This is a genomic window from Alteromonas genovensis (genome assembly GCF_010500895.1).
Lineage (GTDB): Bacteria > Pseudomonadota > Gammaproteobacteria > Enterobacterales > Alteromonadaceae > Alteromonas > Alteromonas genovensis.
In genome coordinates this window covers 206,912-231,675 of the sequence record NZ_JAAAWO010000005.1, presented here as the reverse complement: position 1 = coordinate 231,675, position 24,764 = coordinate 206,912, and the positions used below count along the sequence as shown (strand labels likewise).

Genomic DNA, 24,764 nt, shown 5'->3' with positions numbered 1-24,764 from the left:
ATGCAGCGGATTTTTGCTACAACTAATATATAACGAAATATTAATGCTTTTTGCATCGGCATCAGAGGCGGTGCTCCATGTCTTCCTTAGGAGAAGACAGCAAACATTAATAAAAGAATAAAAACGAGGAATATATGCAGGCAATGTCAACGCTCAAACTAAACGAAGGTTCTGTTGAGCAAAAACGTATGGAAGTGAAAACGTATTTTCTCGACTCTTTCGATACCTATGAATCACTTTTTTCATGCTTAAGCAGTGATGAGGCTTTTTATCAGCGTCCTGAACGACTTCGTCATCCGCTAATTTTCTATTTTGGCCATACAGCAACATTTTTTATCAACAAACTCATTCTTTCCAAAGCGATAAATGAGCGAATAAATCCTCGTTTTGAATCATTGTTTGCCATTGGCGTTGATGAAATGAGCTGGGACGACCTCAATGACAAAAATTACGATTGGCCAACCGTTGATGAAGTAAGAGCATACCGAGACCAAGTGCGTACACTTATGTGCGATCTCATTGATACTATTAACTTCTCTATGCCAATAAATTGGGAAAGCCCCATGTGGCCAATTGTAATGGGTATTGAACATGAGAGGATCCACCTTGAAACGTCTTCAGTGCTTATTCGCCAACTGCCGCTTTCCTTTGTTAAGCCTCAAGATGCTTGGCCTCGCTGTAGCGATTCTGTGACCAGCCCAGACAAGATACCAGTGAACGATTTTGTTAACGTGTCTTCTGGTAGTATTTCTCAAAATAAGTCTTGGGATAATCAATACTATGGCTGGGACAACGAATACGGCACGCTTAACGAACATGTGAACGATTTTAAAGCGTCTAAGTTTTTGGTGAGTAACGGCGAATTTTTATCGTTTGTTGAAGACGGCGGCTACGACAAAGCAGAATACTGGGAAGAGGAAGGCAATAGCTGGCGGCTTTATACCAAAGCAAAGCACCCCTTATTTTGGTCTAAAACCAAGTCTGGTTTTGTGTATCGAAGCATGACAGAGGAATTTGCGCTGCCATTAGATTGGCCTGTTGACGTGAACTATCACGAAGCGAAAGCATTTTGTAATTATAAGAGCGAAAAAAGTGGCGAAGTTATTCGCCTACCTACCGAGAATGAATGGTTGCGAATGCGCGATGATGCCGGGCTTAATCAAGCGGTATACTGTGATGGTTTCAATATCGCCCTTCAAAAACATGCGTCAAGCGAACCGGTGAACACCAACCAGACAGGTGAGTTTTATGACGTAGTGGGTAATGTATGGCAATGGACGGAAACGCCCATTTATCCTTTTGATGGTTTTAAAGTGCATCCGTTATACGATGACTTTACCACGCCAACCTTTGACAATAAGCACAACTTAATAAAAGGCGGCAGTTGGATTTCAACGGGTAACGAGGCAATGAAAGACAGCCGTTATGCGTTTAGACGTCACTTCTTCCAGCACGCTGGATTTCGATATGTACAAGGTGAGAGTGTAATTCAGGTGAATGATTTAGATTATGAAAGCGATACTCAGGTATCACAGTACAGCGAATTTCATTATGGTGACGAATACTATGGTGTTGCAAACTTTGCTAAAGCAAGTGCAGAGTTTTGTATTCAGCAAATGGCCGGTAGAGCATCAGCGAGAGCGCTTGATTTAGGCTGCGCAGTAGGGCGCTCTACCTTCGAGCTAGCAACCCACTTCGACCACGTTGACGGCGTTGATTTTTCAGCACGTTTTATAAAAACGGCTTTTTCCATGCAAGAACGCGGTGAAGTGCGCTATAACCTGATTGAAGAGGGTGAGTTAACGTCATTCAAATCTCGTAAGCTCAGTGCCATGGGCCTTGAAAACACCGTAGATAAGGTCTCATTTTCACAGGGCGATGCCTGTAACCTTAAACCTCAGCTAACAGGGTACGATCTTATTTTTATGGGTAATCTCATTGATAGAGTGTACAGCCCACGAAAAGTGCTTGCGGACATGAGCGAACGCTTGAATCCTGGTGGCCTTCTTATTATTGCTAGCCCATTCACTTGGCTAGAAGAATACACAGAGCGAAACGAGTGGCTTGGTGGCTATAAAGATGAAAATGGCGAGACACTGAGTTCTACTGACGCACTTGAGCAAGCGTTAAGCCCTAACTTAGTTCGCGTTGGACAGTCGAAGGACATCCCATTTGTTATTCGAGAAACTAAGCGCAAACATCAGCATACGCTGTCTGAATTTAACGTTTTTGAAAAAAAGTAAAGAACAGCAATGCCTTGCAGTATGGATAGTCTCGGTAAGGATATTAGCGGCACGGAAATTAGTGATTTGAACAGTAGCGGTACGGAAAGTTGCAGTAAGAATAGCCCCGATAGCGCACTGGCGGGCGCAAAGGCAGGCGCAATGACAGAGGCAGGCGCAGTGCCTGCCGAGTTTCTCATCTATCAAGATGTATGGGAAAGGGTGCATCCACACGAGTATGACGTATCTTCTAGGTTCAAGTTTTCCGCTGTATCCAGCAGATACCCAAAAGCTCCTGCTGATACCATCGCGATGTGGATTGCCGACATGGACACCAAGCCATTACCAGAGATATCAGCTTATGTAGCCGATACCGTTCAAAATGCATATGGTTATCAAGACAGCGATATGGGTGAGGCAGTTCAAAGATGGTTTGAGGCGCAGCAATGCTCTGTGAGCTCGGGCTCAGTAGTCAGTGTGGCAAGCGTGATAAGTGCGGTAGACGTCGCGCTTAAAACATTCTGTGTGTCTGGGGATGAGGTCATGGTGTTAACGCCGACCTACGGTCCTCTTGTTGACTGTATCAATAACAACAGTTTGAAAGTGCACGCTGTTAACACAAAACGTGATGAGAATGGCGACGACACTATTGACCTTAGTTCGCTATCAAAAAACGCCACTGCTTTTGTCTTGTGCCATCCTAATAATCCAACAGGGCAGGTGCTATCAGCATCTTGTCAAAGCGAACTTATTCAGTTTTGCAACGAACATGGCATACTTATTATCACTGATGAAATACACAGTGAATTTGGCTTTTTAAGTAACGATGAACCACTACCTATCCCGCTTTTTGGCTCCCATTGCGATGCTGTGGCACAAAAAGGCATCATTCATACTAGCAGTGTGTCGAAAGCCTTCAATTTGGCCGCCATTCCAGGCGCTTCCTATGCCATTATTGAAGACCCTGTGATAAGAGCGAAATTTAGTACTGCTATTGCCTCAAGGCACCTCGAGGCAAGCTACCTATCGCAAGTTGCGCTTAAAGCTGCCTATAGCCTCGGTCACACTTGGTTAGATAACATTCGCAAGGCACTTGGCCTCAATCGCAAGCTAGTTCACTTTTACTTTAGACAGCAGAACATTAATTGTGAATATACGATGGGTAAAGCGGGCTACTTCTTATGGCTTAACTTGTCGAAAACAGCTACGTGCATAGATGAAAAAGCAAGCGCATCAAAGATGTCACAAAAGAGTGTTTTTAACCCTGCTTCAACCTTTGATAGTTGTGTTAGCCGCGGCGTGATAGGCAGTGATGGTAATCAATTTAACGCACCTGGGTGGATTCGTCTGAACCTCGCCTGTCACCCATTACAAATAGTAAACGCGCTAGACAGGTTATTTTTTCGTTAAGACTCGCCAGACTTATAGCCTAGTGATATAAGTTTGCAACAAATACTACTTTTAACATAGGTTCACGAAATGCCATCTCATGGTATTATTGCACTAAAGATGGATATAAAAGGTGAGTGTAAGAACTCCCAATATAATAAAGCTATGCGCAAAGCCACAAATAAAAAGCCGTGCTAATGCAGGTGAAAACGCAAGGGCAGTCGCAAAGACAGTGAGATAAACAAGTGATCAAAATTATCCTAGTAGACGACCATGAATTGGTGAGAACCGGGATCCGCCGTATTTTGGAAGATGTTGCAGATTTTAAAATTCTCGCAGAAGCAAAAAGTGGTGAAGATGCGGTTCAGTTGTGCAGAAAGAATGCGCCAGATGTAATACTCATGGATGTGAATATGCCGGGGATAGGCGGGTTGGAGGCAACCAAGAAAATAGTTCGTATGTCGGAAAATACGCGGGTTATTTGCTTGTCGATGCATACTGAAAGCCCAATACCTATGCAGGTGATGGAAGCTGGTGCGTTTGGCTTTTTAACCAAAGACGCCGAGCCAGAAGAAGTCATACGTGCTATTCACAAGGTAATGGCTGGGCAAAAATACGTCGATAGCGATGTGGCTAACAGTATTGCCGTGGGTAAATTGTCGCCCCGTTCAGATAATCCGTTTAACGAACTTTCGTCACGGGAATTGAGCATAGCAATGCGGTTAACCAAAGGGAAAAGGGTTCCTGAAATTGCCAGCGAACTGAGCATCAACCCTAAAACCGTGAATACCTATCGCTACAGAATGTTTGAAAAGCTCGGTGTTGCCACCGACGTTGAACTTACTCACCTTGCCTTACGTCATAAGCTCATCGACTCTAACTTGTTATAGGTGTAAACGTTTCACACTATGTCTGCATTTGATTCAGCAGCGTTTCTCAAAAATTTAACGTCGCAACCTGGTGTGTACCGAATGTACAGCCAGCAGGACGACGTTATTTATGTCGGAAAGGCAAAAAATTTAAAAAAACGTGTCTCCAGTTATTTTCGAACTAATGTAGATAATGCCAAAACGCGCTCATTGGTTAGTCAGATTGCGCACATGGACGTTACCGTTGTTAATAGCGAAACCGAAGCGTTCCTGTTAGAAAATAATTTTATTAAAAAGTATAAGCCACGCTACAACGTAGTGATGCGCGATGATAAATCTTACCCGTTTATATTTCTCTCTGATCACGAACATCCACGTTTATCATTTCATCGCGGCCCGCAAAAGAAGAAGGGTGAATACTTTGGCCCTTACCCCAGTGCATGGTCGGTAAGGGAAAGCTTAAGGTCAATGCAGCGTATTTTTCCGGTGCGTCAGTGTGAAGATAGTTACTACCGCGCTCGCAGCCGCCCGTGTTTGCAATATCAAATGCAGCGGTGCAGTGCCCCCTGTGTTGAAGGCTACGTGTCGGATGAAGAATACAAAGAACAGGTGAATTTTGCTCGTTTGTTTTTGAAGGGCAAAAATCAACAGGTAATTGGCAGCTTAGTTGAGAATATGGAGAAGGCGAGTGAGTCACTTAATTTCGAGGCAGCGGCTCGCTACAGAGACCAAATTAATGCATTGCGAAAAGTGCAGGAGCGTCAGTGGGTAGCCGGTACTCAGGACGAAATGGATGTGTTTGGCTTTGCATTTAAAGGCAATATGGCCTGTATACAGGTGATGTTTATTCGTGAAGGTCAGCTATTGGGCAGTAAAGCATTCTTCCCGAAAGTACCTACCATTGCCGATGAAAATGAAGTATTCGAATCATTCTTCCTTCAGTTTTATCTCGCTGGCAACAAAACCATACCAAAACAGATTGTGTTGGCGAATACGTTAAGTGATGAATCAGCAATTTCTGCGGTGCTCAGTAGTGAAGCAGGGCATAAAGTTACCTTCTTTAAAGGTGCTCGCGAAGAAAAACGACAATATTTGGAGCTGGCGCAAACCAACGCAGAGTCTGCTCTTGATGCGCAATACAGCCAACAAAAATCAGTGTTTGCGCGATACCTCGATTTAGAAGCGGCGATGGAAGTAGAAAGCCCCATTCAGCGTATGGAATGTTTCGATATCAGTCATACTTCTGGTGAGCAAACTGTAGCGTCCTGCGTGGTGTTTAACAGAGAAGGGCCGTTAAAGAGCGATTACCGCCGCTATAACATTGAAGGCATAACCCCCGGCGATGATTACGCGGCGATGGCGCAAGCATTAAAACGCCGATACAAGTCAGTGAAAGAAGTCCAAAAAATACCTGACCTATTGCTAATTGATGGCGGTAAAGGCCAACTAGCACAAGCCGAGTCATTTTTTGAGGATTGGCCACACGATAAAAAGCCTATGTTATTGGGTGTTGCAAAGGGCACCACGCGGAAGCCAGGATTAGAAACCCTTATATTAGCAGGCAGTCACGACGTACTGCCAATGGATAGCCATTCTCCCGCCCTTCATTTAGTGCAGCATATCCGAGATGAGTCACACAGATTTGCGATAACAGGGCATAGAAATAGACGCCAGAAAGTGAAAACCACCTCGAGCTTAGAATCTATACCGGGTATTGGTGCAAAACGGCGCCAAACGCTGTTGAAGTTCATGGGCGGTTTACACGGGCTTAAAAAAGCCAGTAAGAACGAAATCGCCAATGTGCCTGGTATCAGTCAAGAATTAGCAGACACTATTTACGACCACCTGCACCAATAACATAGTGACTGGCAAGCATTAATGATTAAATTAAGGTAAGGTGTGTGAAAATATAGGCCGTAAAGGCTAGCGCTAAAAATGCCTTTGTTGGCAAAACCTGAGATATATCTTTTATGTGGAATGTTCCAAACTGTATTACTTTATTCAGAGTAATTTTAATTCCTGTTTTTGTTGTTGTTTACTTTCTAGATTGGCGTTGGGCCCACGAGGCCGGTGCATTTGTATTTTGGCTTGCTGCCATCACGGATTGGTTTGACGGTTACCTCGCAAGAAAGCTCGAGCAGTCGACGCCATTTGGCGCCTTTCTCGACCCTGTGGCGGATAAGTTGATAGTAGCCACTGCATTACTCATGATTACCCACAGTTATGCCACCTTATGGATTACGCTACCAGCAGTGGCCTTATTGGTAAGAGAAATCTATGTATCTGCCCTGCGTGAGTGGATGGGCTCTAGCGGCGTTCGCGATGCAGTAAAAGTGTCATTTATCGGTAAAGCGAAAACCACAGCGCAGATGTTGGCGTTAATAGGGTTACTGTCAGGCCTTGAAACTTTCATGGGCTTTCCGATTTATTGGGTGACTTTAGGTTATATCCTTCTTTATATTGCAGCGGTGCTGTCAATTTGGTCAATGATTGTTTATACAAAAGCGGCGTGGCCATACATGAAAGGCGTTGCGCCTAAGTAAAATTGATCGCGCTTTAACCAAGTTGAATAAAAAAATAGCAAACGATCGTCAAAACATGTATTTATCTCAATTTAAACGTTTTTTCGTATTGACAGTTTTGAATGGGTAGGTAAAATGCATCCCACATTTCGAGAGGACATAAACCTAACGAGATGTACGATTTTAAAGTGCGGGAATAGCTCAGTTGGTAGAGCACGACCTTGCCAAGGTCGGGGTCGCGAGTTCGAATCTCGTTTCCCGCTCCAAAATCGCTGGCATTACGTAGTTGCTATTTGAAGTATTGAATAACGCTACAGTCAGATTACTAAGGCGGAATGGCAGAATGGCTATGCAGCGGATTGCAAATCCGTGGATCTCGGTTCGACTCCGGGTTCCGCCTCCATAATCTGCAACGCCACATCAGGTTCTACGCCTGACACCTCGCTGAAAAGCAACCCAATGCCCGGGTGGTGAAATTGGTAGACACAAGGGATTTAAAATCCCTCGCTGGTAACAGCGTGCCGGTTCAAGTCCGGCCCCGGGCACCAATACCCCTATATTTAAAGCTCTCAAGGCTAATGGAAGCAAAAGCCTACCAAAAAACCACCTATAAGTTTTCATAAGCAATGTGTTATCGTTAGTAGATTTTTCTGATTCGGTATGTTGTTATTATTAATAATAAGTGTTTATGGATAATCACATGCAGCATCAAGATATAGACCACGAGATATCACGCCTTACCAAAGCCTCTAGCGCAAGAGCGAAGAATAAAGACTTCAATGGGGCTATAACTGAATTTGATAAGGCGCTACTGCTGATGTCCCAATCTGGCCTTTTTTACGGGAGGAAGTACGTTAAAGCTATTCCTTACTTTCAAAAAGCAGGCCGATATTCAGAGTTAGAAGAGTACTGTGACAGAGTCCTCATTCCTCTAGTAGAAAAGAATATTGAAGATGTGTTTTATGACAAGCCTGTTGTTACAAAGGAATTTTTCCTTGTTGGCGTTCTCGTGAATATATACGACAAGCTCCAGCTGTGCGCGAAACGAGAGAGGGTAGAGGGGGATTTTGAAAAATACGGAAAACGCTTAGATTCATTAATGGCAGAGCAAAACACCCTTAGAGTTAATTCCGAGAGAGAGTCGTTAAGACTTGAATATAATGATTTAGCCAAGTTTCTTGGTGAGTTAAAAGATAATTATGAGAACTGGCCTAAAACCCTTCGCGAAAGGTTTAAAGAATTTTCATGATATTCACCTTTAAAGGCTTGCCACGCTTCTTTAGTTAAATACTACATTCATGCTGCAAGCTGACGGGGTTACGGCAGGTAGAGGGCACTCTCCGTCTAATCCCTCAGTGCGCAAGTCGTTATACACGTCCACCGCACCTGTGGAAGAAATCCCTCGGGTTACTTTTCAGGCTTAGCGTACTATGTTTTGAGAATCTTTTGACCTGTACTTAGGTAATGTTAATTATCTTTCACTGCTTTGACAAAGTGCGCTGAAGGTTCGCTTGAGCGAATGGTAGCAAGTCTTCCACTAGCCAATGAGATTGTTTCGAAAATCCGAAAACCCTGTGCGCCGCCATCTATCGGGTAATAACGAGTTGACGTTCTATAATTAGAGGAAACTTCGGTATTGGGGAACAGCATCTCAACAACTGCTGGAGAGGTGTTCTCTTCGTCGCAACTTATGCCTTTGGTGGTTGGAAAGTATTCCGGCTTTCCTGTCTCGCAAAACACAATCGATTTCAATTCGTCCTCTGTCGGAATTCGCCAACCCTCGTTTATAAGATCGAGCGATCTTATTGTTTCATTTTCAGATAATCGGGCAGCGTCACCAACACAAGTGTTTTCAGTTTCGCTCCAGGACTGCCCTAAACTACACTTTAACCAAACTTTCTGCGTTGAAAGGTCAATTATTGTTCTTCCCTCGTCAACATAACGTGGAAATGCAAGTTCTTCGTTACTCTGGCTGCTGGCTAGGGAACCTCTTTTTGTGACTAAAGAGATGATGTGTGGTAGCGACAAATTGTCTAAGTCTGTATTTGCTATGTTGAGTGGAGGTTCTACATTCGATAATAAGACAGCACCGTCGTATGTCGTGTAATTTTCCACGTCTTGAATGGGTTCATTCGCGAAATATACATCAAAGTCTAAATTGCTTGCGTTGGACCATTCTATGGTCATTCCATTTTCTGTAACCTCAACAGCATCGATTGAAGTAGCTGCTGGTGGTCTTTGGGATTCTTGGGGAGCATCGGTTGAGCCGCCACCACAAGCAGTTGTAAGTAGTATCAATACGCTAACATGGCTCTTAGCAATAACATTCATAATAGATTCCTTTCTTTATTTTGCGAAGTTTTAAGCTCTCATGTCTATATATAGAAAGCAACTTAAGCTAACTAAATGTTTTTCCCTTTTTATATGTAAGGGGGTTAAGGTTGGTTACATGGCAGGTTTTTCATCATTGTGTCTTTCAAGCAAGGTTATTTAAAGGGCAGGGTGCCTGATATGAGATTTACGCACTGGCGAATATCTCTGACAGGCAATATAATCAGTTGCGTTCCATTCAAGTCAATTACCTCAGACGCGAGACGTTGGTTGACGCCAATGATGCTATCTGCAGTGCGATCGCGCGATTGCCCATCTTTAAACACTATCAGATCTAAGAGAATTTATTGCACGCAAGTGCTGATGGCCAAAAGTTCAAAAGTCGGCTAGAGACATTTAGAACCCGTTATGCCTCCAAATACTTCGGCACTACTAATGGCATGTCTGCTGTCACCTTGGTAGCAAACCATGCACCATCAATGCAAAAATGATTGGCGCTAACGATCATGAATCTCACATTATCTACGACTTTTTGTACAGCAATATCAGACATCAAGCCGGATGTATTATCAACGGATACCCATGGCGTTAACCATGTGAATTTCACCCTGCTGGATTTATCTGGTTATACGTTCGCTCCTCGCTATGCAAATGTTGGTAGCGTCATTGATGATCTGTTTAGCATGCAAAATGAACAGTTAGTGTTAAAAACGCCTACTGATATTGCCACAATCGAGAGCCAATGGGATGTTGTACAATGGACCATGGTCTCACTGCAGCGCAAGACAACCACACAAGCTGCATTGGTGCGTAAACTATCAGGTTGCTCGAAAGATCATCCTTTATTGAAGGCCATCACCGAATATTATCGGCTGGTTAAAGCCCTTTACATTTTAAACTACATGGGCGATGAAAAACTTAGAAAACATGTGCAACGTGCTTTGAATAAAGGTGAAGCTTATCATTAGCTACGAAGGGCGATTGCTTAGGTTGTTGCAGAGATAATTGAAAACCCAGGACGGAATGTCTGCAGTCCCCCTAAGCACTAACGACATGTTCACCAGTGAAGGCGTCGCGCTCTTGCTCGCTGGCCCGTTCGTAACTGTTTCATCAATAAAGATGCCCCCTGCGTTGGTTACATTTTTTCTAAGTAAAAAGAAGGCTGATCGACTGTTGTGTTTCGTATGTTGCTGGTATTATTGGCTATAAAGGTGCTGCGTAAAGATTGTAAGGCAAATTTCAATAGATCTCCTGTTAACTCGTTACAACATAAATGTTGAACTATTTTCTACTATAGGCATACTAATAAATGTCACTAATAAAAATCAGGTGGCGCAAGGAGAAAGTATGTTCATTCAAGACGGTTGGGAAGACCTGTAGATATTTTATCTACAGCCATTAAATAAAAAAGCCAAACGGCAGCAGAGCGGAAATAAGTATGGATGCTAAAACAATAATTCTTGGTATTTCGGCTGCTGCCGCTTTCATCGCCCTTTATTACAACTCCCTTATAAATAAAAGAAAGTCGACAGTTGAGTTACTTCTTAATCAAAGAAATGATGACAATCTTATCAAAGCCCGAAAAGTGGTCCAAGAGCTCAACAAAAAAGAGCAGCTTACTGATTATGCTAAAGACGAGCATAAAGGTAGTGACCAGCGAGATTCGGTTTTGAGAGTTCTCAATAATTACGAATTTATAGCCACTGGAATGAGAGAGGGAGCTTTTGAAATAAAAATTTATAAGCGCATGACCTACAGCCAGCTATGCCACGATTGGAAAATATTAAAGCCTTTTATTATGTCTTTAAGAGCCAACGTTAATTCTGCTACTGCCTTTCAAGAGTTTGAATGGCTAGCTAAGAAGTTTCAGTCTTCAGTGTTAAAAGTTGATAACAAACATTGATTCTGGTCTACGCATAAAGTAGTACAAATTTCATTAAGAACAGTCGTATACTTGCCTTATCACAGTCTGGCGCCGGGCAATATTTTATGTTTACATAATATTCTGTACGTCACACGTATAATTTACCCCCAAGCTAATACCTCTCTATGGTACTAAGCATCATTATAATTAAATTGTGCTGAAAGTAGTTATTTTCAAAAAATCCTGTTACTGAAAGCTCCATTGTCAAAAGCTGCTTAATTCAAAGCCTTCAGCTCAAAGCTCTTTAAGTCAAAGACCTTTTAATCAAGACACACAGTGCATAGCAGCAAATGAAAGCATTGGCGTTGCATGTTTGCTTCGCGTTACCTTGCCCCCTATATCCATTCTTAAAATTGGTGAACACATCATGTCTAAACCCCTGAAGCAACAAATTGGCAATATTTCTATCGTGGTCGATGATTACGATGATGCTCTTGAGTTTTATATTGAAAAACTACAGTTCGTTTTAATCAACGACATAGCGTTAGGTGAAGGAAAGCGGTGGGTAGAAGTTTCTCCCCCAAATTCAAATGGTACGCATCTGCTATTTTCTAAGGCAAATACCGACGAGCAAAAGCGTGCCGTTGGCAATCAGTCAGGAGGCCGTGTTTTTCTATTTCTTCATACCAATGACTTTTGGCGTGACTATGAGCATATGAAAGCCAGTGGTGTTGTGTTTGACGAAGAGCCCAGAGTCGAAGAGTATGGCACCGTTGTCGTTTTCCAAGATTTATACGGAAACAAATGGGATTTACTACAAAGCAGTGTAGCTAGCGAATAAAATGGCTATCGACTAAGATTCTATACAGTCTTAATAAACCAGAGATGCGGTGAGTACATGACGTTGGACGCGCAATTTAATGAGTGCGGATTTATTATCCTAAGGGATTTTTTCAATAACGAAGAAATTACCCAGATAGCAACCCACGTCGACCGCATTTATGAAACCTGGGTCAAAAAAAACGAGCAAGCTATATACGATTACAGGCTGGTTAACATGCACTCGTTAACAAGCCCAAAATACTTTAATGATACTCCACATCAAAGAGTGAATTTTTTTAGTGCAATTGCGCCGTTTAAGCTCACCTCGGTGCTTGATAATATCTTTGGTGAAGGGCTGTATTTCCACAATACTCAATTATTCTTTAACCCATCAAATAACCAGCGCCTTACATACTGGCATAGAGATATGCAGTTTAGCGATATAGAAGACAATGCTCAGCGCGATGAGCAGCATTCGATACTGAACCTTCATGTTCGCATTCCGCTAGTGGACGAAAAAGGCCTTGAGCTTGTTCCAGGGTCTCACAAGCGGTGGGACACAGAGCAAGAGCGCAATGTGAGGTTTGAGTTGGGTGGACGTAAAAACAGTGATGACCTTCCTGATTCGCTGATGATGAACCTTGCCCGAGGCGATGTCTTGATATTCGACGGACAAATGCTGCACAGAGGCGTGTATAAGCACAACCCGATAAGAAAAGCTTTCGATGTGTGTGTGGGAAAGTACCATTCTATCTCTTCGTGCTTTTTAGACCCTCAGGTACTGCCTACCGAAGAGGAGATGGCGCACATCAATAACAATGGCTGGTATACACTGGCAAGAGAAGTGTCCGCAAAGATAGTTAAAAAATAAAATACATTTGAGCCTTTGTCGTTACGAACTCTAAATCCCTCTCATCTGCAAACACTTGTCCATCTATTACGCTAACAAATGAATAACTGCAATTGTGGTACTATTAGCAGCATTGCTTATTATCCATATTTAAGGCTAACCGTTGAACTCAGTTATGGCGCTGCGCGCACAAGAGCTATTAAAAGCAGAGCGCCCGTTTCATGCGCGAGGAAGCAAAGTAAAACGCTGTAATGCGTGCCTTTTGCCTATTCCCCAATGTATTTGCACCTACAAACCTGAATTGGGCACCGATGTTGCTGTGCTATTCCTAATGTACAAGGGCGAGTACTTTAAGCCTACGAATACGGGTAGGTTAATTGCCGATGTTGTAGAAGAAAACTACGCGTTTTTGTGGCATCGCACTGAGCCGGATGCAGATATGTTGGCAGTGATTAAAAACCCTGCCTATCATCCTGTTGTGGTGTTTCCTCACGAATATGCCAACGAAATCCAACGCATCGACAAACCGCCTGTTGTGGGCGAGAAAAAGCTTCTTTTTATTTTTCTTGATGGCACTTGGCGTGAAGCTAAGAAAATGTTCAGTAAAAGTGATTACCTTTCAAACTTGCCCGTTTTAGGGGTGAACCTTGAAGGCTCATCTGATTATTTGCTGCGTGAGTCATCGCATATGTTTCAACATTGTACCGCAGAGGTTGGTGTGCATGTATTAGCAATGGCTGAAGAAAAGGAAGGGGCTGAAAAGCTTGCTCAGTATTTCAGTATTTTTCGTCGAGAATATGTAAAAGGAAAACCTCACTTACGCGACAAATTAGACTTTGCCAGTGCGCAGGTGAAGTAATACGTTTACAAGCCTAAGCATTATTTGCGACACTCTGTGCGCTACAGTTTTTCATCATTCATTTATTAGTGCTGGATTAGCATTATTAGCCAATACTCGATAAATAAGAGCGATGAAAGCAATTATTTCAACTAGCCATTCGGAGATTTTTAATGTCATCAGTAACATTTCAAGGTAATGAAGTAAAAACGGTAGGCCAATTACCAAGCGTAGGCGCAAGTGCACCTGCATTTACGCTAGTTAAAGCAGATTTAGGTGAAGTTTCTTTGTCTGACCTGTCTGGAAAGCAAGTTGTATTAAACATCTTTCCATCAGTTGACACTGGAACCTGTGCCACATCGGTACGCAAGTTTAATGAGCATGCCGCTACGCTAGACAATACCGTCGTAATTTGTGTGTCAGCAGATTTACCGTTTGCTGCAGGCCGTTTTTGCGGTGCCGAGGGTATTGAGAACGTTATTACCGGTTCTACATTCCGCTCTTCATTTGGTGACGACTACGGCGTTGCGTTTGAATCAGCACCGTTAACCGGTTTAATGTCCCGTTGTGTTGTTGTTATCGATACCAATGGTAATGTGGTTTACACAGAGCAAGTAGCTGAAACTACTGAAGAACCAAATTATGATGCCGCCGTTGCTGCGTTAAGCTAAACTCTCTTAATTGGTTGTGCAGTTTATATAATCGATTGGAAACCGCTGGCATAAATAAGCGTGTCAGCGGTACCCAATGTATTTATAGATACTGCGATTTGTATTTTTAGGAGAGACCTATGACATCAACGTTACTCCAAGTTGGAGAGCTTGCCAGTAAAATGCAGGAGAAACCTGTAACCCTTCTGCGAGCGTTGATGGATGATCCGCTTACTCAAACACCCGACAAGCGCAATGCCATGGTATTACCGGCCTCAGTCGATTTAGACCTAGACGGTGAGGGCAGCGATCATGCCACTGGCTTTCCCCACAGTATGCCGTCTGCCGAAGATCTCGCAGTATATTTAGGTAAGCAGGGCATAACAGCAAACACCACCGTTGTCGCCTATGATACGAGAGGCATTTATAGTGCGCCTCGTGCTTGGTGGATGCTTAAAGCGCTAGGTCACAATGAAGTGTATTTACTTGATGGTGGACAGCCTGCTTGGAAAGACGCAGGTCTTCCTGTATCGGAGCAACAGCACTTTGGCAAACTGACTTACCACCCGTCGCCTCGCAATGGATGGTTTGTTAATTCGAGCGCGGTGCTTCAGTCACTGAATACAGATGCACAACTGGTAGATGCGAGAAGTACTCCACGCTTTAGAGGGGAAGTATCTGAACCCCGCGTTGGTGTGCGCTCAGGCCACATGCCTGGCGCATTAAACTTGCCTTTCGGTAGTCTTATTGAAAACGGTCGTTATCTTCCCATAGAATCTCTCAAGCAAGCTTTTGAGCGTGCAGGCATAAACTTAACTCTGCCAATTATTTGCACCTGTGGGTCGGGAATTACAGCATGTGTTGTTGGTTTTGCCGCCCTTTTATGCGGCGCGAAAGACGTCTCTATTTATGATGGTTCTTGGTCGGAGTGGGGGTCTGATCCCCAATACCCCGTTATCGTTGATTAACGCTTAGGTACAATTTAACAATAAAGAATCAACGAAATAGATATCGCTTTTCCAATGGATTGAAAACCATGCCTCAAATAAAAACACTGCCAAAAATAGTTATTCTTACAGGTGCAGGTATTTCTGCCGAATCAGGTTTGAAAACCTTTCGCGATAATGACGGACTGTGGGAAAATCACAGCGTTGAAGAAGTGGCAACACCACAAGCATTCGAAAATAACCCTGAGTTAGTTTACCGTTTCTACAATGCGCGCAGAGCACAGTTGAAAGACAACCAAGTGTCGGCCAATAAAGCCCATCATGCGCTTGCTACATTAGAGCAGCATTGGAAAGAACAATTGGTGTTAGTAACACAAAACGTCGATAACTTGCATGAAAGTGGGGGCAGCGAACGTGTGCTGCATATGCACGGCGAACTTCTCTCTGCTCGATGTAGTTTCTCTCAACAGACATTCCAGTGGTCAGAGTCATTTGATAGTAATACGGCGTGCCCTTGCTGTAGCAATAAAACCTTAAGGCCAGACATAGTCTGGTTTGGTGAAATGCCCATGTATATGGATGAAATTATGTCGCATCTTTCTACCGCAGACATTTTTATCGCCATTGGTACCTCTGGTAATGTGTATCCCGCAGCGGGCTTTGTGCAGCTAGCAAAAAGTGCAGGGGCTCATACTATTGAAGCGAATTTGGAACCAGGTAGCTCAAATGCACTATTTGATGAGTCGCTTACGGGGTTGGCCTCAGAAGTTGTGCCCAAATGGGTCGACGACACTATTGCTCAATATACAAAGTAGAAGACAGAGTAGATGCAATACCTTAACGAATTCCTTACCATCGCTTTAGTCCATTTAGTGGCTGTAGCGAGCCCCGGCCCAGACTTTGCCATAGTGGTCAGAAATAGCGTAGCTTATGGACGTCGAATTGCTATATTCACCAGTGTAGGCATTGGTGCGGCTATTTTACTTCATGTTGCATATTCGCTAGTAGGTCTTAGTGTAGTTATTGCAACTACGCCTTGGCTGTTTACCACGTTTAGCTACTTGGCTGCGGCCTATTTACTTTACCTTGCGTTTGGGGCGCTACGAAGCAGTCCATCGACGGATGCTATGCCAGATCAGCAAAAAGTCGCAAGCGCCATGATATCGCCGAAAAAAGCACTTTGGATGGGGTTTCTGACTAACGGACTTAATCCTAAAGCTACCTTATTCTTCCTGTCGTTGTTCACTGCCATCATCAGTATCGACACGCCTTTCAGCGTAAGGTTAGGGTATGGCATTTACCTTGCGATAGCCACCGGACTGTGGTTTTGCTTTTTATCCTATATGCTCAGCACCTCAAAAGTGGCAGAGTTTATCGGCAAGAAAGGCTATTGGTTAGACCGCGCAATGGGCGTTTTATTGGTAGGGTTGGCAGTGAAGCTGGTCGCGGGTTAACGCGACCTGCTTTGGTAAGATTAAGCAGAGAGAGCGTGCTTACTCTTCAGAATCTGGAGAAAGGGTTGCCAGCATGTCAGCAATTTCTTCTTTTAACTCTTTGTCCTCAATTTTATTAGCACTCACTTTCGCCGATTCAAGGCTTTTTATGGCTGCGTACTGTTGGCCGCATTCTACCTGTAATTGCGCCATTGAAAACGCAATGGAAGAGAGGTGGTCTTTCGAATTTATTTTTTCTGCTTTTTTAAGCGCCTTGGCATAAATAACAAGCGCGTCAACCAGTTCTTCTGTGAAATCAGCCAGCGTTTCCCACTGTTCGGGATGATCTTTTGGAGTATCTTCATGTTCAATACACAGCGCATTCAGCTCTTTGTATAATGCGTCGAAAGTTTCTCTGTCGTCTTTATTGGCAGCTTCCATAAGCTGCTCGCTAAGGTGATATACAGCTTTATATATTTTGGTATTGATCATAAAAACACATGTCCATCTCTGGTATTAAACGCGATAGCGCTATCGGCAAAGCAAACAGCAATAAAGTACTGGTGCCATGCAAGTAATAGTCTTCAAGTAGTAAGCTTCAAGCAACCATCTTCAAGCAACCATCTTCAAAAAAAACCTGAAGAAATACCCCTTAAGCAAACGGCAAGTATTCACGCTATGGCAAAAATCTCGCGACACACATTTTTCGAAGTGCCTCGCAGTATGAATTCATAATACCTTAATTATATGAAACGTGTTTCGCATTCACTAAAGTATTTCTTCAGTGTGCTCACTCTTTTAATTGACGGTAATGTTGAATGCGTAATACAAGCAACAGACTATAGGTGCAGATGACTGAGCATAGACAGTGTAAAAAGAACGATAGGAGAAAAAAGAAAGCCAGAAATGCAAAGACAGAAAAAGCAAACCTTGAATTTAACCACGTTAATAACTATTAACGCACAATGGTAACTGTTGTTATGTTACAGACAAGCATTCAACTGCGTGAATTGTTATACTCGCGCGGTTATTACGTTTTAAAATAGGAACGAAGTGAAAGACGTTAATTCTGACCGCCTAAACACAACATTGGCAAAGCAATATCAATTTGATCTGAAATCGCTCTTGAAAAAAGCTTCTGTATTAACAAAAGCTAACTTTTCGCCTCTGCTTCAAAGCAGCGTTGTCTTGTTTCTCGCCTTTGTGGTGATGGGAGTGATTGCTCAACGGTTTATCACTATCAACGATGACGGTAGTTATATTTTTGAGCATCAGTCAATTTTTGAAATTGTAGCGATATGTGTTGTTTCTCCATTAATAACCGGTCTATACATGGCGGGCGTTAAACATGCTAGAGGAGAGAGCACCACGGTCTTTTCGGTTTTTGCCTATTTCCCTTTACTGTTTTTAGTAGCATTAACACAGCTGGTTAACAGCATTTTAGTGCAGCTAGGTTTAATGCTACTCATTATTCCTGGCATCTATTTCTATCTCGCCTCGTCGTTTGCTCTTATGCTGGTGGCAGATAGAAAATTAACGCCTATCAGCGCCATTATCCTCTCTTGTCGCGTTTTCAATGCATATTGGAGTCAAATACTGAGCGTATACGGCGTTTTCTTTCTATTATTTGCTACTGTGCCGCTTACCTTTGGTTTATCGCTAATTTGGGTACTACCCTTTTATTTCAGCGCGATGGGATTGTTGTACGATGAATTGATAGGAGAACAAGGCGCCAGTGTTACTGCATCAGGGAATGACGTAAAAGAGTCTAATTTTAATGCATAAGCGAGAAACGTTTAAAATTGTCCTCATCACCATTGGTGTATTGGCTGTTATTGTTATTAACGCCATTATATTCAATGAGGAAACTCAGGACATACTCGACGTTCCAGAAACCATTAAGGCGAAAAAGCCCGTACCGGATTTTTCTGTCTACACACAGGTAGAAGAAAAGAAGGCTGCTTTTTTTAACTATTTGAGGCCAGAAGTAGAAAAACAAAACGCGTATTTGCTTACACTTCGTCATTATGTGCAAACCCTTTATCGAAAAGCCTTAGCTGAAGAGCCTTTTAGTGAAGACGACATTACCCGTCTGGCGTGGTTAGAAAAAGAGTACCGAGTAAAGTCTTCAGATCCGCTGAACACGAAATTGCTTAACTTATTGCAAAAAATTGATGTGGTGCCTGCTGAGCTCGTCTTGGTACAGGCTGCTAATGAGTCAGCGTGGGGCACAAGTAGATTTGCCCGGGATGGCTATAACTTTTTCGGATTGTGGTGTTTTAGCAAAGGATGCGGCTTTGTTCCAAGCCGGAGAAACGATGATGCTTCTCATGAAGTGGCAAAGTTCGACAGCCTATCACGGGCTACATACACTTATATGCGAAACCTAAACCGGCACGATGCGTATAAGGATTTACGAGAAATTCGTAGCCGATTAAGAGCCAATCAAATTGCTATTAACGGTGTAGCGCTAGCCGAAGGCTTAATGAAATATTCTGAGCGGGGCGCTGCCTACGTGGAAGAACTACAAAATATGATCAAGTACAACGAGGAGTTTTTGGGCGAATGATACGAGTTGCTATGGTGTTGCTGTGTGGGTTTTTCACCGGTCAGTCAATTGCAGAAACAATTGATGTTGAATACAGTCGGTTTTATAGCCACGTAAAGAAGTTGGATAACGAAGATACCCAAGCTTTGCAATTCGCATTCGGATTTCTACGTGTAGGTGAAGGTCGTTTATGCGGGGTTAACAGTGCTGACATTGTCACTGACAAACAAACCATGAGCCTAGAGGTTAGCAATGAAGGACGCTTTACGGTGCCTACAGAAAAAGCGCTTAAACTTGCAAATGCAATAATACGAATATCGTTGGTTGAGCGCGCCAATGTGTGCGACATGTCGGTACAGCTTGAGACTAAACCAGAGTATTTAAAAGTTCGCTATACCAAAGATGAGTTAACGTTTGTGTATGGCCAGTACGAAGCGTTCTTTAATGAAATGGGAAGCTTCCTGTCTTTTCTTATGCCAACGGTTAAAGGCTTGATGATACATTTTGAGGACAGAGATTTAGACTACACTACGCCTGAGGGCGTGACCATCACCAATGGTGTATTGCATATTGAGCAAGAGTGGATAAGCGAAGCAAAAGGGTTATCGTTACCTCAAGCTCCGCTTCGTATTACCGCAATGGCATCAAGTTAATAGCTGATAGCGTATTTGCTCTGCCAGACGGGTGATAGTTTCTTCACCCTTTGCGCAGAGCTCTTCTGCTCGGTGAAATTCCATAATACCTACGTCAGTGAGCTGTGGCTCTATTAAGATATCAGGCGGATCGCCAGCAAGACGAGAACGTGTCACTCGGGCCTGCAATATCTCTAGCGAACTACTCATTACGCTCATTATTCCCGGCGGATTCTTCTTATTGACAGTCGCAGGAACTTCCATAACCTCTTCTTCAACCTTTTCTATAACGTCAGCACCTAATGAATCCTTATTGTTCGTGGTTTTTTTATCAAGGCCACCTTCAGAGCCACTTTCATCCGACTTATTGTCTGATGAAAACCACTGTTTCAGTGCGTTTTGGCTTTTGGTAAAAAAATCTTCGGTTTTTTGTTGATTGTCCTCGTGATCTTTACGTAACTTCTCAAGTCGTAGCGGTCTGAAGTCGGCATTCAAATTAACGGCAATCACAAAGTCAGCACCTAGTTGACGACACAGGTTTACTGGCACAGGGTTTACCACCGCACCGTCTACTAGCCATCTGTCATTGTACGCTACCGGTGAGAAAAGCGCTGGAATGGCACAAGACGCTTGAATTGAAGTGCCTACTGGGCCTGAGTCAAAAACAACTTCACGCCCCGTATACAGATCTGTGGCCACTGCGGCAAATGGCTTTTCCATCGCCTCAAAACTATCTGCACAAAAGTCGCTGGCGAGTTTATCAAATACTTTTTGCCCGCTGGCTAAGCCGCCTCTGCGCAGCCCAACGCCCATTAGCGCTAACACTTGCCAATCACTAAGGGAGCAGGCCCACTCTTTGAGACCTTCAAGCTTCCCACTTGAATATGCGGCGCCTACATACGCACCAATAGAACAACCAGCCACAACATCAATCTTAATACCTAGTTTTTCTAGTGCTTGTATAATACCAATGTGGGTCCAGCCTCTCGCTGCACCCGCTCCTAAAGCGAGTCCAATTTTCATCTATTGAGGTTCCATAATGTTGATGATGTCGATAGTGTCTGCTGGCTCGGCTAACTGCTCACTTTCTGGCTTTTCAAAAGTGGGCTCGTCAAAGCCAATGTCGCCATCTTTAACTGGGCCATCATGTGTAGTTATTGATTGAAAATCGTATAAGTTACTGTCAACTAAATGGGATGGCGCCACATTCTGAAGGGCACTAAACATAGACTCGATTCGTCCAGGAAAGCGCTTATTCCAATCTTGAAGCATGCCCTTAATATGCTGACGCTGTAAATTATCTTGTGAGCCACACAAATTACACGGGATAATAGGAAAGTCAGACAGTGTAGAGTATTCTTGTATGTCGCTTTCGGTACAATACGCCAAGGGGCGTATAACGATATGCTCGCCGTTATCACTGACTAGCTTAGGCGGCATAGACTTGAGCTTTCCACCGTGAAACATATTGAGGAAAAACGTTTCAAGCATGTCATCTCGGTGATGGCCTAACGCTATTTTGGTCGCCCCAAGTTCTTTTGCTGTGCGATACAAAATAGCTCTGCGCAGCCTAGAACATAGGGAACATGTGGTTTTGCCCTCTGGAATCTTGTCTTTCACAATAGAGTAAGTGTCTTCTTCTACTATCTGATAGGCCACGCCTAAGCTGTTTAAATATTCAGGAAGAATATGCTCTGGAAAGCCAGGTTGTTTTTGGTCTAGGTTCACGGCCACAATATCAAAGTGAATAGGGGCGGCGCGCTTCAAAAACATAAGAATATCGAGCATGGTGTAACTGTCTTTACCGCCTGACAGACATACCATCACTTTGTCATTCTCTTCAATCATGCCAAAGTCGGCTATGGCTTTACCCACATTGCGACGAAGACGCTTTTGCAGTTTATTGAAATTGTGTTTTTGCTTACTTTGCGCTGCAGCAGAGGAAGACGATTCAGCGCCGTTTGTGCCTAAACTCATAATTAACTAACTTGGTTTGTGTGAAAGCCGCCATTATACAATAAAGCGGCTTTTGTTAACTATGCTTGTGTACGTTAAATATCTACCCTTACAGTTTCATTACGCCCGGTTACACGCTGTCGCTATTTTTTTGCGCTTTCTTAGCGTAAATAGAGGGCACCTTGAGACCCTTGTGAGCTCTACACGGTATAGGGCGACACAAATCCGTTAGGCTTTATGGCTAAAACATCGCAATTTAGCGCATCAATAACATGTTCTGCGGTATTGCCAATCAGCGCTGCCGATATGCCAACCCGTCCAACGGTGCCTATGATCACCAACTCAGCATCTATCTCTTTAGCAACTTGAGGGATAACACGTTCAGGTAACCCTTCTTTCACAATACATTTGTTAGGGGCTATACCGTGCTTAGCTGCATGGGCATCCATTTCATCAAGGTGATGATTTTTGACTGCGCTGTGGTATTTTTCTGAATCAAACTCGGGAACCTCTATGGCAATGTTGAGAGGAGTAGCGGGGTAGCTATTGACTAAATTAACATGGCCTTTCAGCAGCCGAGCATACTCATTGGCAATGTCGGTTATCTTGTCATTCAGGGCGTCGTGTTCTTCATCTTCGCTGCCCACGTTTACCGCCGCAATAATTTCGCCATTTTCAGGCCAGTCATGGTCTTTTACTAACAACACTGGGCGAGGGCACTTTCTCATGAGATGCCAGTCGGTTGGCGTGAATATAACAGAAGCTAGGTCGTCGTGATTTTTTGTTGCTTTCACAACTAAGTCTATTTGGTTGTTAAGTGCATAATAAATGACGGATTCGTACGCTTTATTGTTCCACTCAACCACTATGTCGATATTGGAAAAACCTTGCTCTTTGAGCTGCTGTGACAGCCGCTTAGATTGGTCTTTAGTCACCGCATCGCGCATAGTATCGCGCTCGTCAGGGCTTAGCATGGTGGTCATATCGTAAGAAAGGTCGTACACAACCATCAGCGCAGTAACCGTTGCGCCTGTTTTTTGGGCAACCTCGAGAGCGCGGCTTAATGCAGGTTGGTTGTCACGCTCAGCATCAAGAACCGCTAAAATGTGATTACACTCAATCATAACTTCTCCTTCCTATGAAGCTTCTCATTAAGTGTAATAGACAATAGGGAAAATGTGGCTTGTTTTAGATCAAAAATTTAACAAATTTGTCAAAGCCTTTTACCACGTTAACGCGCACTAACCATTGCAAACAATGCTCGACCCTTTAAGGGCGGTAACTTTGCCGTCGATAGCATCAAAATCGAGTATGGTGATCAGTTTGCCATCCACTTTAATTAACCCTTCTTTTTGAAAACGACTCAGTAACCGACTAATAGTCTCAATAGTCAGGCCTAAGTAATTCCCAATTTCGTTGCGGGTCATGGTTAGGTGAAATTCTCTGTGAGAGAAACCACGCTCTTCGAAACGCTGAGACAAGTGAGATATAAAATAAAGTAGGCGTTCTTCAGCAGTGCGTTTATTGAGCATCATAATCATATCGTGATCTTGCTTTATTTCAGCGCTCATAAAACTCAAGATTTGATGGCGAAGCTTGGGAAACTGAACCGACATTTCATCAAGGGTGTCGTAGGGAAGCTCACAAACCATGGCCGTTTCTAGCGCCTGGGTGTAGCTTTGATGTCTACTTTCGCGAAGCGCATCGAAACCCACAATATCACCAGGGAAATGAAAACCGGTTATTTGTTCTTCACCATCTGAATTAGTCACAAATGATTTGAATGATCCGGTTCTTACTGCAAATAATGACGTAAACGTGTCGCCGTTATTAATTAATGTGTCACCTTTGTGCAGCGGCTTTTTGCGTTCGATAATGTCATCAAGAGATTCAATCTCGGTTTTATTTAATGCCACAGGTAAACACAAGTGACTAAAGCTGCAGTTTTGGCAGTGGATAGAGAATCCGCTTCCTTTGCTCATAATTTTTATTCTCTGTAAGTTCACACCTCAAATGGTACAACATCATTTAGGATAATGCGCCATAAATAAGATAAGCTGCATATAAGGCCATGGCAACGGCGATGCATTGTCGAACAGCACTATGCTTAAACCCCTGAATAATATACTGGCTACCGGTGCTTACAGCAAGCAAGGTTGGCAGTGTACCCAGCCCAAAACACAACATGATACCAGCGCCTTGAATCGCTGAGCCTGCCGCGAGAGACCAAGTTAAAGTGGAATAAACTAGGCCACACGGTAACCAGCCCCAAATAAACCCATAGGGTATGGCACTGAAAGGGGTTTTAAAGGGGAGAAAGCGTTTTGAAACCGGCTGGATATAGCGAAATAGATGTTTGCCCACACTTTCAAGCGCCGTAAGCCCTGTCCACCATTTTCCTAAATAGCATGCCAATAAAAATACCATAACGGCACTTAAAATGGACAACGCATAACTGGCCACGGGCACAAAGTCGGAGGCCATTTTGCCTAAGGCGCCGGTGATTGCGCCTGCAAGGGTGTAACTGATAATACGACCAATGTTGTATGCAAGAGTGAAGGGAAGTGCAGGTTTATCTTTTGGCGTTACCATTCTAAGCGCTGATACAATGCCACCGCACATTCCAACGCAGTGCACTCCGCCGGCTAAGCCAATCAAAAATGCAGAAAAGTAATTAATCTGTTCCATGCTTATCTTGTTCTTGCTGAAGCTTTTTGCGTTGTTCGGCCAGCTTCTTCTCTTCTGGCGGTAAGTCGTCATCAAACAAAATGCTGTAACCTTGTCGGTCTAAGTCTTCAAATTGATTTGATTTAACAGCCCAAAAAAAGATAACGATCGCAAGAGCAACAATGATAATCGCAATGGGAATTAAGACATAAATAATACTCATG

The 24,764-nt window shown here is 43.4% G+C and carries 24 protein-coding genes, 3 tRNA genes and 2 pseudogenes; 21 read left to right on the top strand and 8 right to left on the bottom strand.

Annotation, left to right across the window (positions count from 1 at the left end; all coding sequences use genetic code 11):
* Window positions 1-134: 134 nt before the first annotated feature.
* The 9 genes from ovoA (at window position 135) to GTQ48_RS08985 (ending at window position 8,251) form a co-directional block, all read left to right on the top strand.
* Complete coding sequence (gene ovoA / locus GTQ48_RS09025) at window positions 135-2,243, top strand: 5-histidylcysteine sulfoxide synthase (protein ID WP_163106384.1); 2,109 nt, start codon at window positions 135-137, stop codon at window positions 2,241-2,243.
* A 9-nt stretch (window positions 2,244-2,252) separates the two neighbouring features.
* On the top strand, window positions 2,253-3,632 hold the full coding sequence (locus GTQ48_RS09020; RefSeq protein ID WP_239060051.1) for an aminotransferase class I/II-fold pyridoxal phosphate-dependent enzyme: 1,380 nt from the start codon (window positions 2,253-2,255) through the stop codon (window positions 3,630-3,632).
* 224 nt (window positions 3,633-3,856) lie between these two features.
* Window positions 3,857-4,501 (top strand): UvrY/SirA/GacA family response regulator transcription factor, encoded by a 645-nt coding sequence (gene uvrY, locus GTQ48_RS09015; RefSeq protein ID WP_163106383.1) that lies wholly within the window; start codon window positions 3,857-3,859, stop codon window positions 4,499-4,501.
* A gap of 18 nt (window positions 4,502-4,519) precedes the next feature.
* Window positions 4,520-6,337 carry an excinuclease ABC subunit UvrC gene (gene uvrC, locus GTQ48_RS09010; RefSeq protein ID WP_163106382.1) on the top strand — a complete coding sequence of 606 codons (1,818 nt, stop codon included), beginning with the start codon at window positions 4,520-4,522 and terminating at the stop codon, window positions 6,335-6,337.
* A 113-nt stretch (window positions 6,338-6,450) separates the two neighbouring features.
* Window positions 6,451-7,023 carry a CDP-diacylglycerol--glycerol-3-phosphate 3-phosphatidyltransferase gene (pgsA, locus tag GTQ48_RS09005; RefSeq protein ID WP_163106381.1) on the top strand — a complete coding sequence of 191 codons (573 nt, stop codon included), beginning with the start codon at window positions 6,451-6,453 and terminating at the stop codon, window positions 7,021-7,023.
* Between the two features lie 169 nt (window positions 7,024-7,192).
* A tRNA-Gly gene (locus GTQ48_RS09000) sits at window positions 7,193-7,268 on the top strand.
* A 63-nt stretch (window positions 7,269-7,331) separates the two neighbouring features.
* Window positions 7,332-7,405 (top strand) — tRNA-Cys (locus GTQ48_RS08995).
* 58 nt (window positions 7,406-7,463) lie between these two features.
* Window positions 7,464-7,550, top strand: a tRNA-Leu gene (locus GTQ48_RS08990).
* Window positions 7,551-7,702: 152 nt separating this feature from the next.
* Entirely contained in the window at window positions 7,703-8,251 is a 549-nt protein-coding gene (locus GTQ48_RS08985) for a hypothetical protein (protein WP_163106380.1), read from the top strand.
* A 218-nt stretch (window positions 8,252-8,469) separates the two neighbouring features.
* On the opposite strand, the gene GTQ48_RS08980 is transcribed toward GTQ48_RS08985, so the two are convergent.
* Window positions 8,470-9,333, bottom strand: coding sequence for an Lcl domain-containing protein (locus tag GTQ48_RS08980; protein WP_163106379.1), 864 nt, complete (start codon window positions 9,331-9,333; stop codon window positions 8,470-8,472).
* A 185-nt stretch (window positions 9,334-9,518) separates the two neighbouring features.
* Here GTQ48_RS08980 and GTQ48_RS17670 point away from each other — a divergent pair.
* The 9 genes and pseudogenes from GTQ48_RS17670 (at window position 9,519) to GTQ48_RS08925 (ending at window position 16,758) form a co-directional block, all read left to right on the top strand.
* Window positions 9,519-10,301, top strand: a pseudogene (locus tag GTQ48_RS17670) (Tn3 family transposase).
* Between the two features lie 470 nt (window positions 10,302-10,771).
* A complete protein-coding gene (locus GTQ48_RS08960) occupies window positions 10,772-11,236 on the top strand; it encodes a DUF4760 domain-containing protein (RefSeq protein WP_163106375.1) in 465 nt (154 codons plus the stop codon).
* A gap of 388 nt (window positions 11,237-11,624) precedes the next feature.
* On the top strand, window positions 11,625-12,038 hold the full coding sequence (locus GTQ48_RS08955; protein WP_163106374.1) for a VOC family protein: 414 nt from the start codon (window positions 11,625-11,627) through the stop codon (window positions 12,036-12,038).
* Window positions 12,039-12,095: 57 nt separating this feature from the next.
* Window positions 12,096-12,890, top strand: coding sequence for a phytanoyl-CoA dioxygenase family protein (locus GTQ48_RS08950; RefSeq protein ID WP_163106373.1), 795 nt, complete (start codon window positions 12,096-12,098; stop codon window positions 12,888-12,890).
* 154 nt (window positions 12,891-13,044) lie between these two features.
* Window positions 13,045-13,728, top strand: coding sequence for a tRNA-uridine aminocarboxypropyltransferase (locus GTQ48_RS08945; protein ID WP_163106472.1), 684 nt, complete (start codon window positions 13,045-13,047; stop codon window positions 13,726-13,728).
* 152 nt (window positions 13,729-13,880) lie between these two features.
* Window positions 13,881-14,378, top strand: a complete 498-nt coding sequence (gene tpx / locus GTQ48_RS08940) for a thiol peroxidase (protein WP_163106372.1) — start codon at window positions 13,881-13,883, stop codon at window positions 14,376-14,378.
* 119 nt (window positions 14,379-14,497) lie between these two features.
* Complete coding sequence (locus GTQ48_RS08935) at window positions 14,498-15,325, top strand: sulfurtransferase (protein WP_163106371.1); 828 nt, start codon at window positions 14,498-14,500, stop codon at window positions 15,323-15,325.
* A 14-nt stretch (window positions 15,326-15,339) separates the two neighbouring features.
* A pseudogene (gene cobB / locus GTQ48_RS08930) lies at window positions 15,340-16,119 on the top strand (Sir2 family NAD+-dependent deacetylase); the annotation flags it as partial.
* 12 nt (window positions 16,120-16,131) lie between these two features.
* The gene (locus GTQ48_RS08925) at window positions 16,132-16,758 is read left to right on the top strand and encodes a LysE family translocator (RefSeq protein ID WP_163106370.1); all 627 of its coding nucleotides are present in this window, start codon (window positions 16,132-16,134) and stop codon (window positions 16,756-16,758) included.
* 39 nt (window positions 16,759-16,797) lie between these two features.
* Here GTQ48_RS08925 and GTQ48_RS08920 read toward each other — a convergent pair whose 3' ends face one another.
* Entirely contained in the window at window positions 16,798-17,229 is a 432-nt protein-coding gene (locus GTQ48_RS08920; RefSeq protein ID WP_163106369.1) for a tetratricopeptide repeat protein, read from the bottom strand.
* Window positions 17,230-17,790: 561 nt separating this feature from the next.
* On the opposite strand from GTQ48_RS08920, the gene GTQ48_RS08915 reads away from it, so the two are divergent.
* From GTQ48_RS08915 to GTQ48_RS08905, 3 genes are read left to right on the top strand one after another with little or no spacing between them, the layout of a single operon-like run.
* Window positions 17,791-18,522: a YciC family protein gene (locus GTQ48_RS08915; RefSeq protein ID WP_163106368.1), complete on the top strand. Its 732-nt coding sequence runs from the start codon at window positions 17,791-17,793 to the stop codon at window positions 18,520-18,522.
* A complete protein-coding gene (locus tag GTQ48_RS08910; protein WP_163106367.1) occupies window positions 18,515-19,306 on the top strand; it encodes a glucosaminidase domain-containing protein in 792 nt (263 codons plus the stop codon). The genes GTQ48_RS08915 and GTQ48_RS08910 overlap by 8 nt, the downstream gene beginning before the upstream one ends.
* The gene (locus GTQ48_RS08905) at window positions 19,303-19,938 is read left to right on the top strand and encodes a DUF2987 domain-containing protein (protein WP_163106366.1); all 636 of its coding nucleotides are present in this window, start codon (window positions 19,303-19,305) and stop codon (window positions 19,936-19,938) included. The genes GTQ48_RS08910 and GTQ48_RS08905 overlap by 4 nt, the downstream gene beginning before the upstream one ends.
* Here GTQ48_RS08905 and GTQ48_RS08900 read toward each other — a convergent pair.
* From GTQ48_RS08900 to ccoS, 6 genes are all read right to left on the bottom strand, one after another.
* The gene (locus GTQ48_RS08900) at window positions 19,930-20,940 is read right to left on the bottom strand and encodes a patatin-like phospholipase family protein (protein WP_163106365.1); all 1,011 of its coding nucleotides are present in this window, start codon (window positions 20,938-20,940) and stop codon (window positions 19,930-19,932) included. The genes GTQ48_RS08905 and GTQ48_RS08900 overlap by 9 nt on opposite strands.
* Window positions 20,941-21,894 carry a tRNA 2-thiocytidine(32) synthetase TtcA gene (gene ttcA / locus GTQ48_RS08895; RefSeq protein ID WP_163106364.1) on the bottom strand — a complete coding sequence of 318 codons (954 nt, stop codon included), beginning with the start codon at window positions 21,892-21,894 and terminating at the stop codon, window positions 20,941-20,943.
* Between the two features lie 179 nt (window positions 21,895-22,073).
* Window positions 22,074-22,997 carry a universal stress protein UspE gene (gene uspE / locus GTQ48_RS08890; protein WP_163106363.1) on the bottom strand — a complete coding sequence of 308 codons (924 nt, stop codon included), beginning with the start codon at window positions 22,995-22,997 and terminating at the stop codon, window positions 22,074-22,076.
* 117 nt (window positions 22,998-23,114) lie between these two features.
* A complete protein-coding gene (fnr, locus tag GTQ48_RS08885; protein ID WP_163106362.1) occupies window positions 23,115-23,855 on the bottom strand; it encodes a fumarate/nitrate reduction transcriptional regulator Fnr in 741 nt (246 codons plus the stop codon).
* A gap of 46 nt (window positions 23,856-23,901) precedes the next feature.
* Complete coding sequence (locus GTQ48_RS08880) at window positions 23,902-24,561, bottom strand: sulfite exporter TauE/SafE family protein (protein ID WP_163106361.1); 660 nt, start codon at window positions 24,559-24,561, stop codon at window positions 23,902-23,904.
* Window positions 24,548-24,763, bottom strand: a complete 216-nt coding sequence (gene ccoS, locus GTQ48_RS08875) for a cbb3-type cytochrome oxidase assembly protein CcoS (protein WP_163106360.1) — start codon at window positions 24,761-24,763, stop codon at window positions 24,548-24,550. The genes GTQ48_RS08880 and ccoS overlap by 14 nt, the downstream gene beginning before the upstream one ends.
* Window position 24,764: the final 1 nt, after the last annotated feature.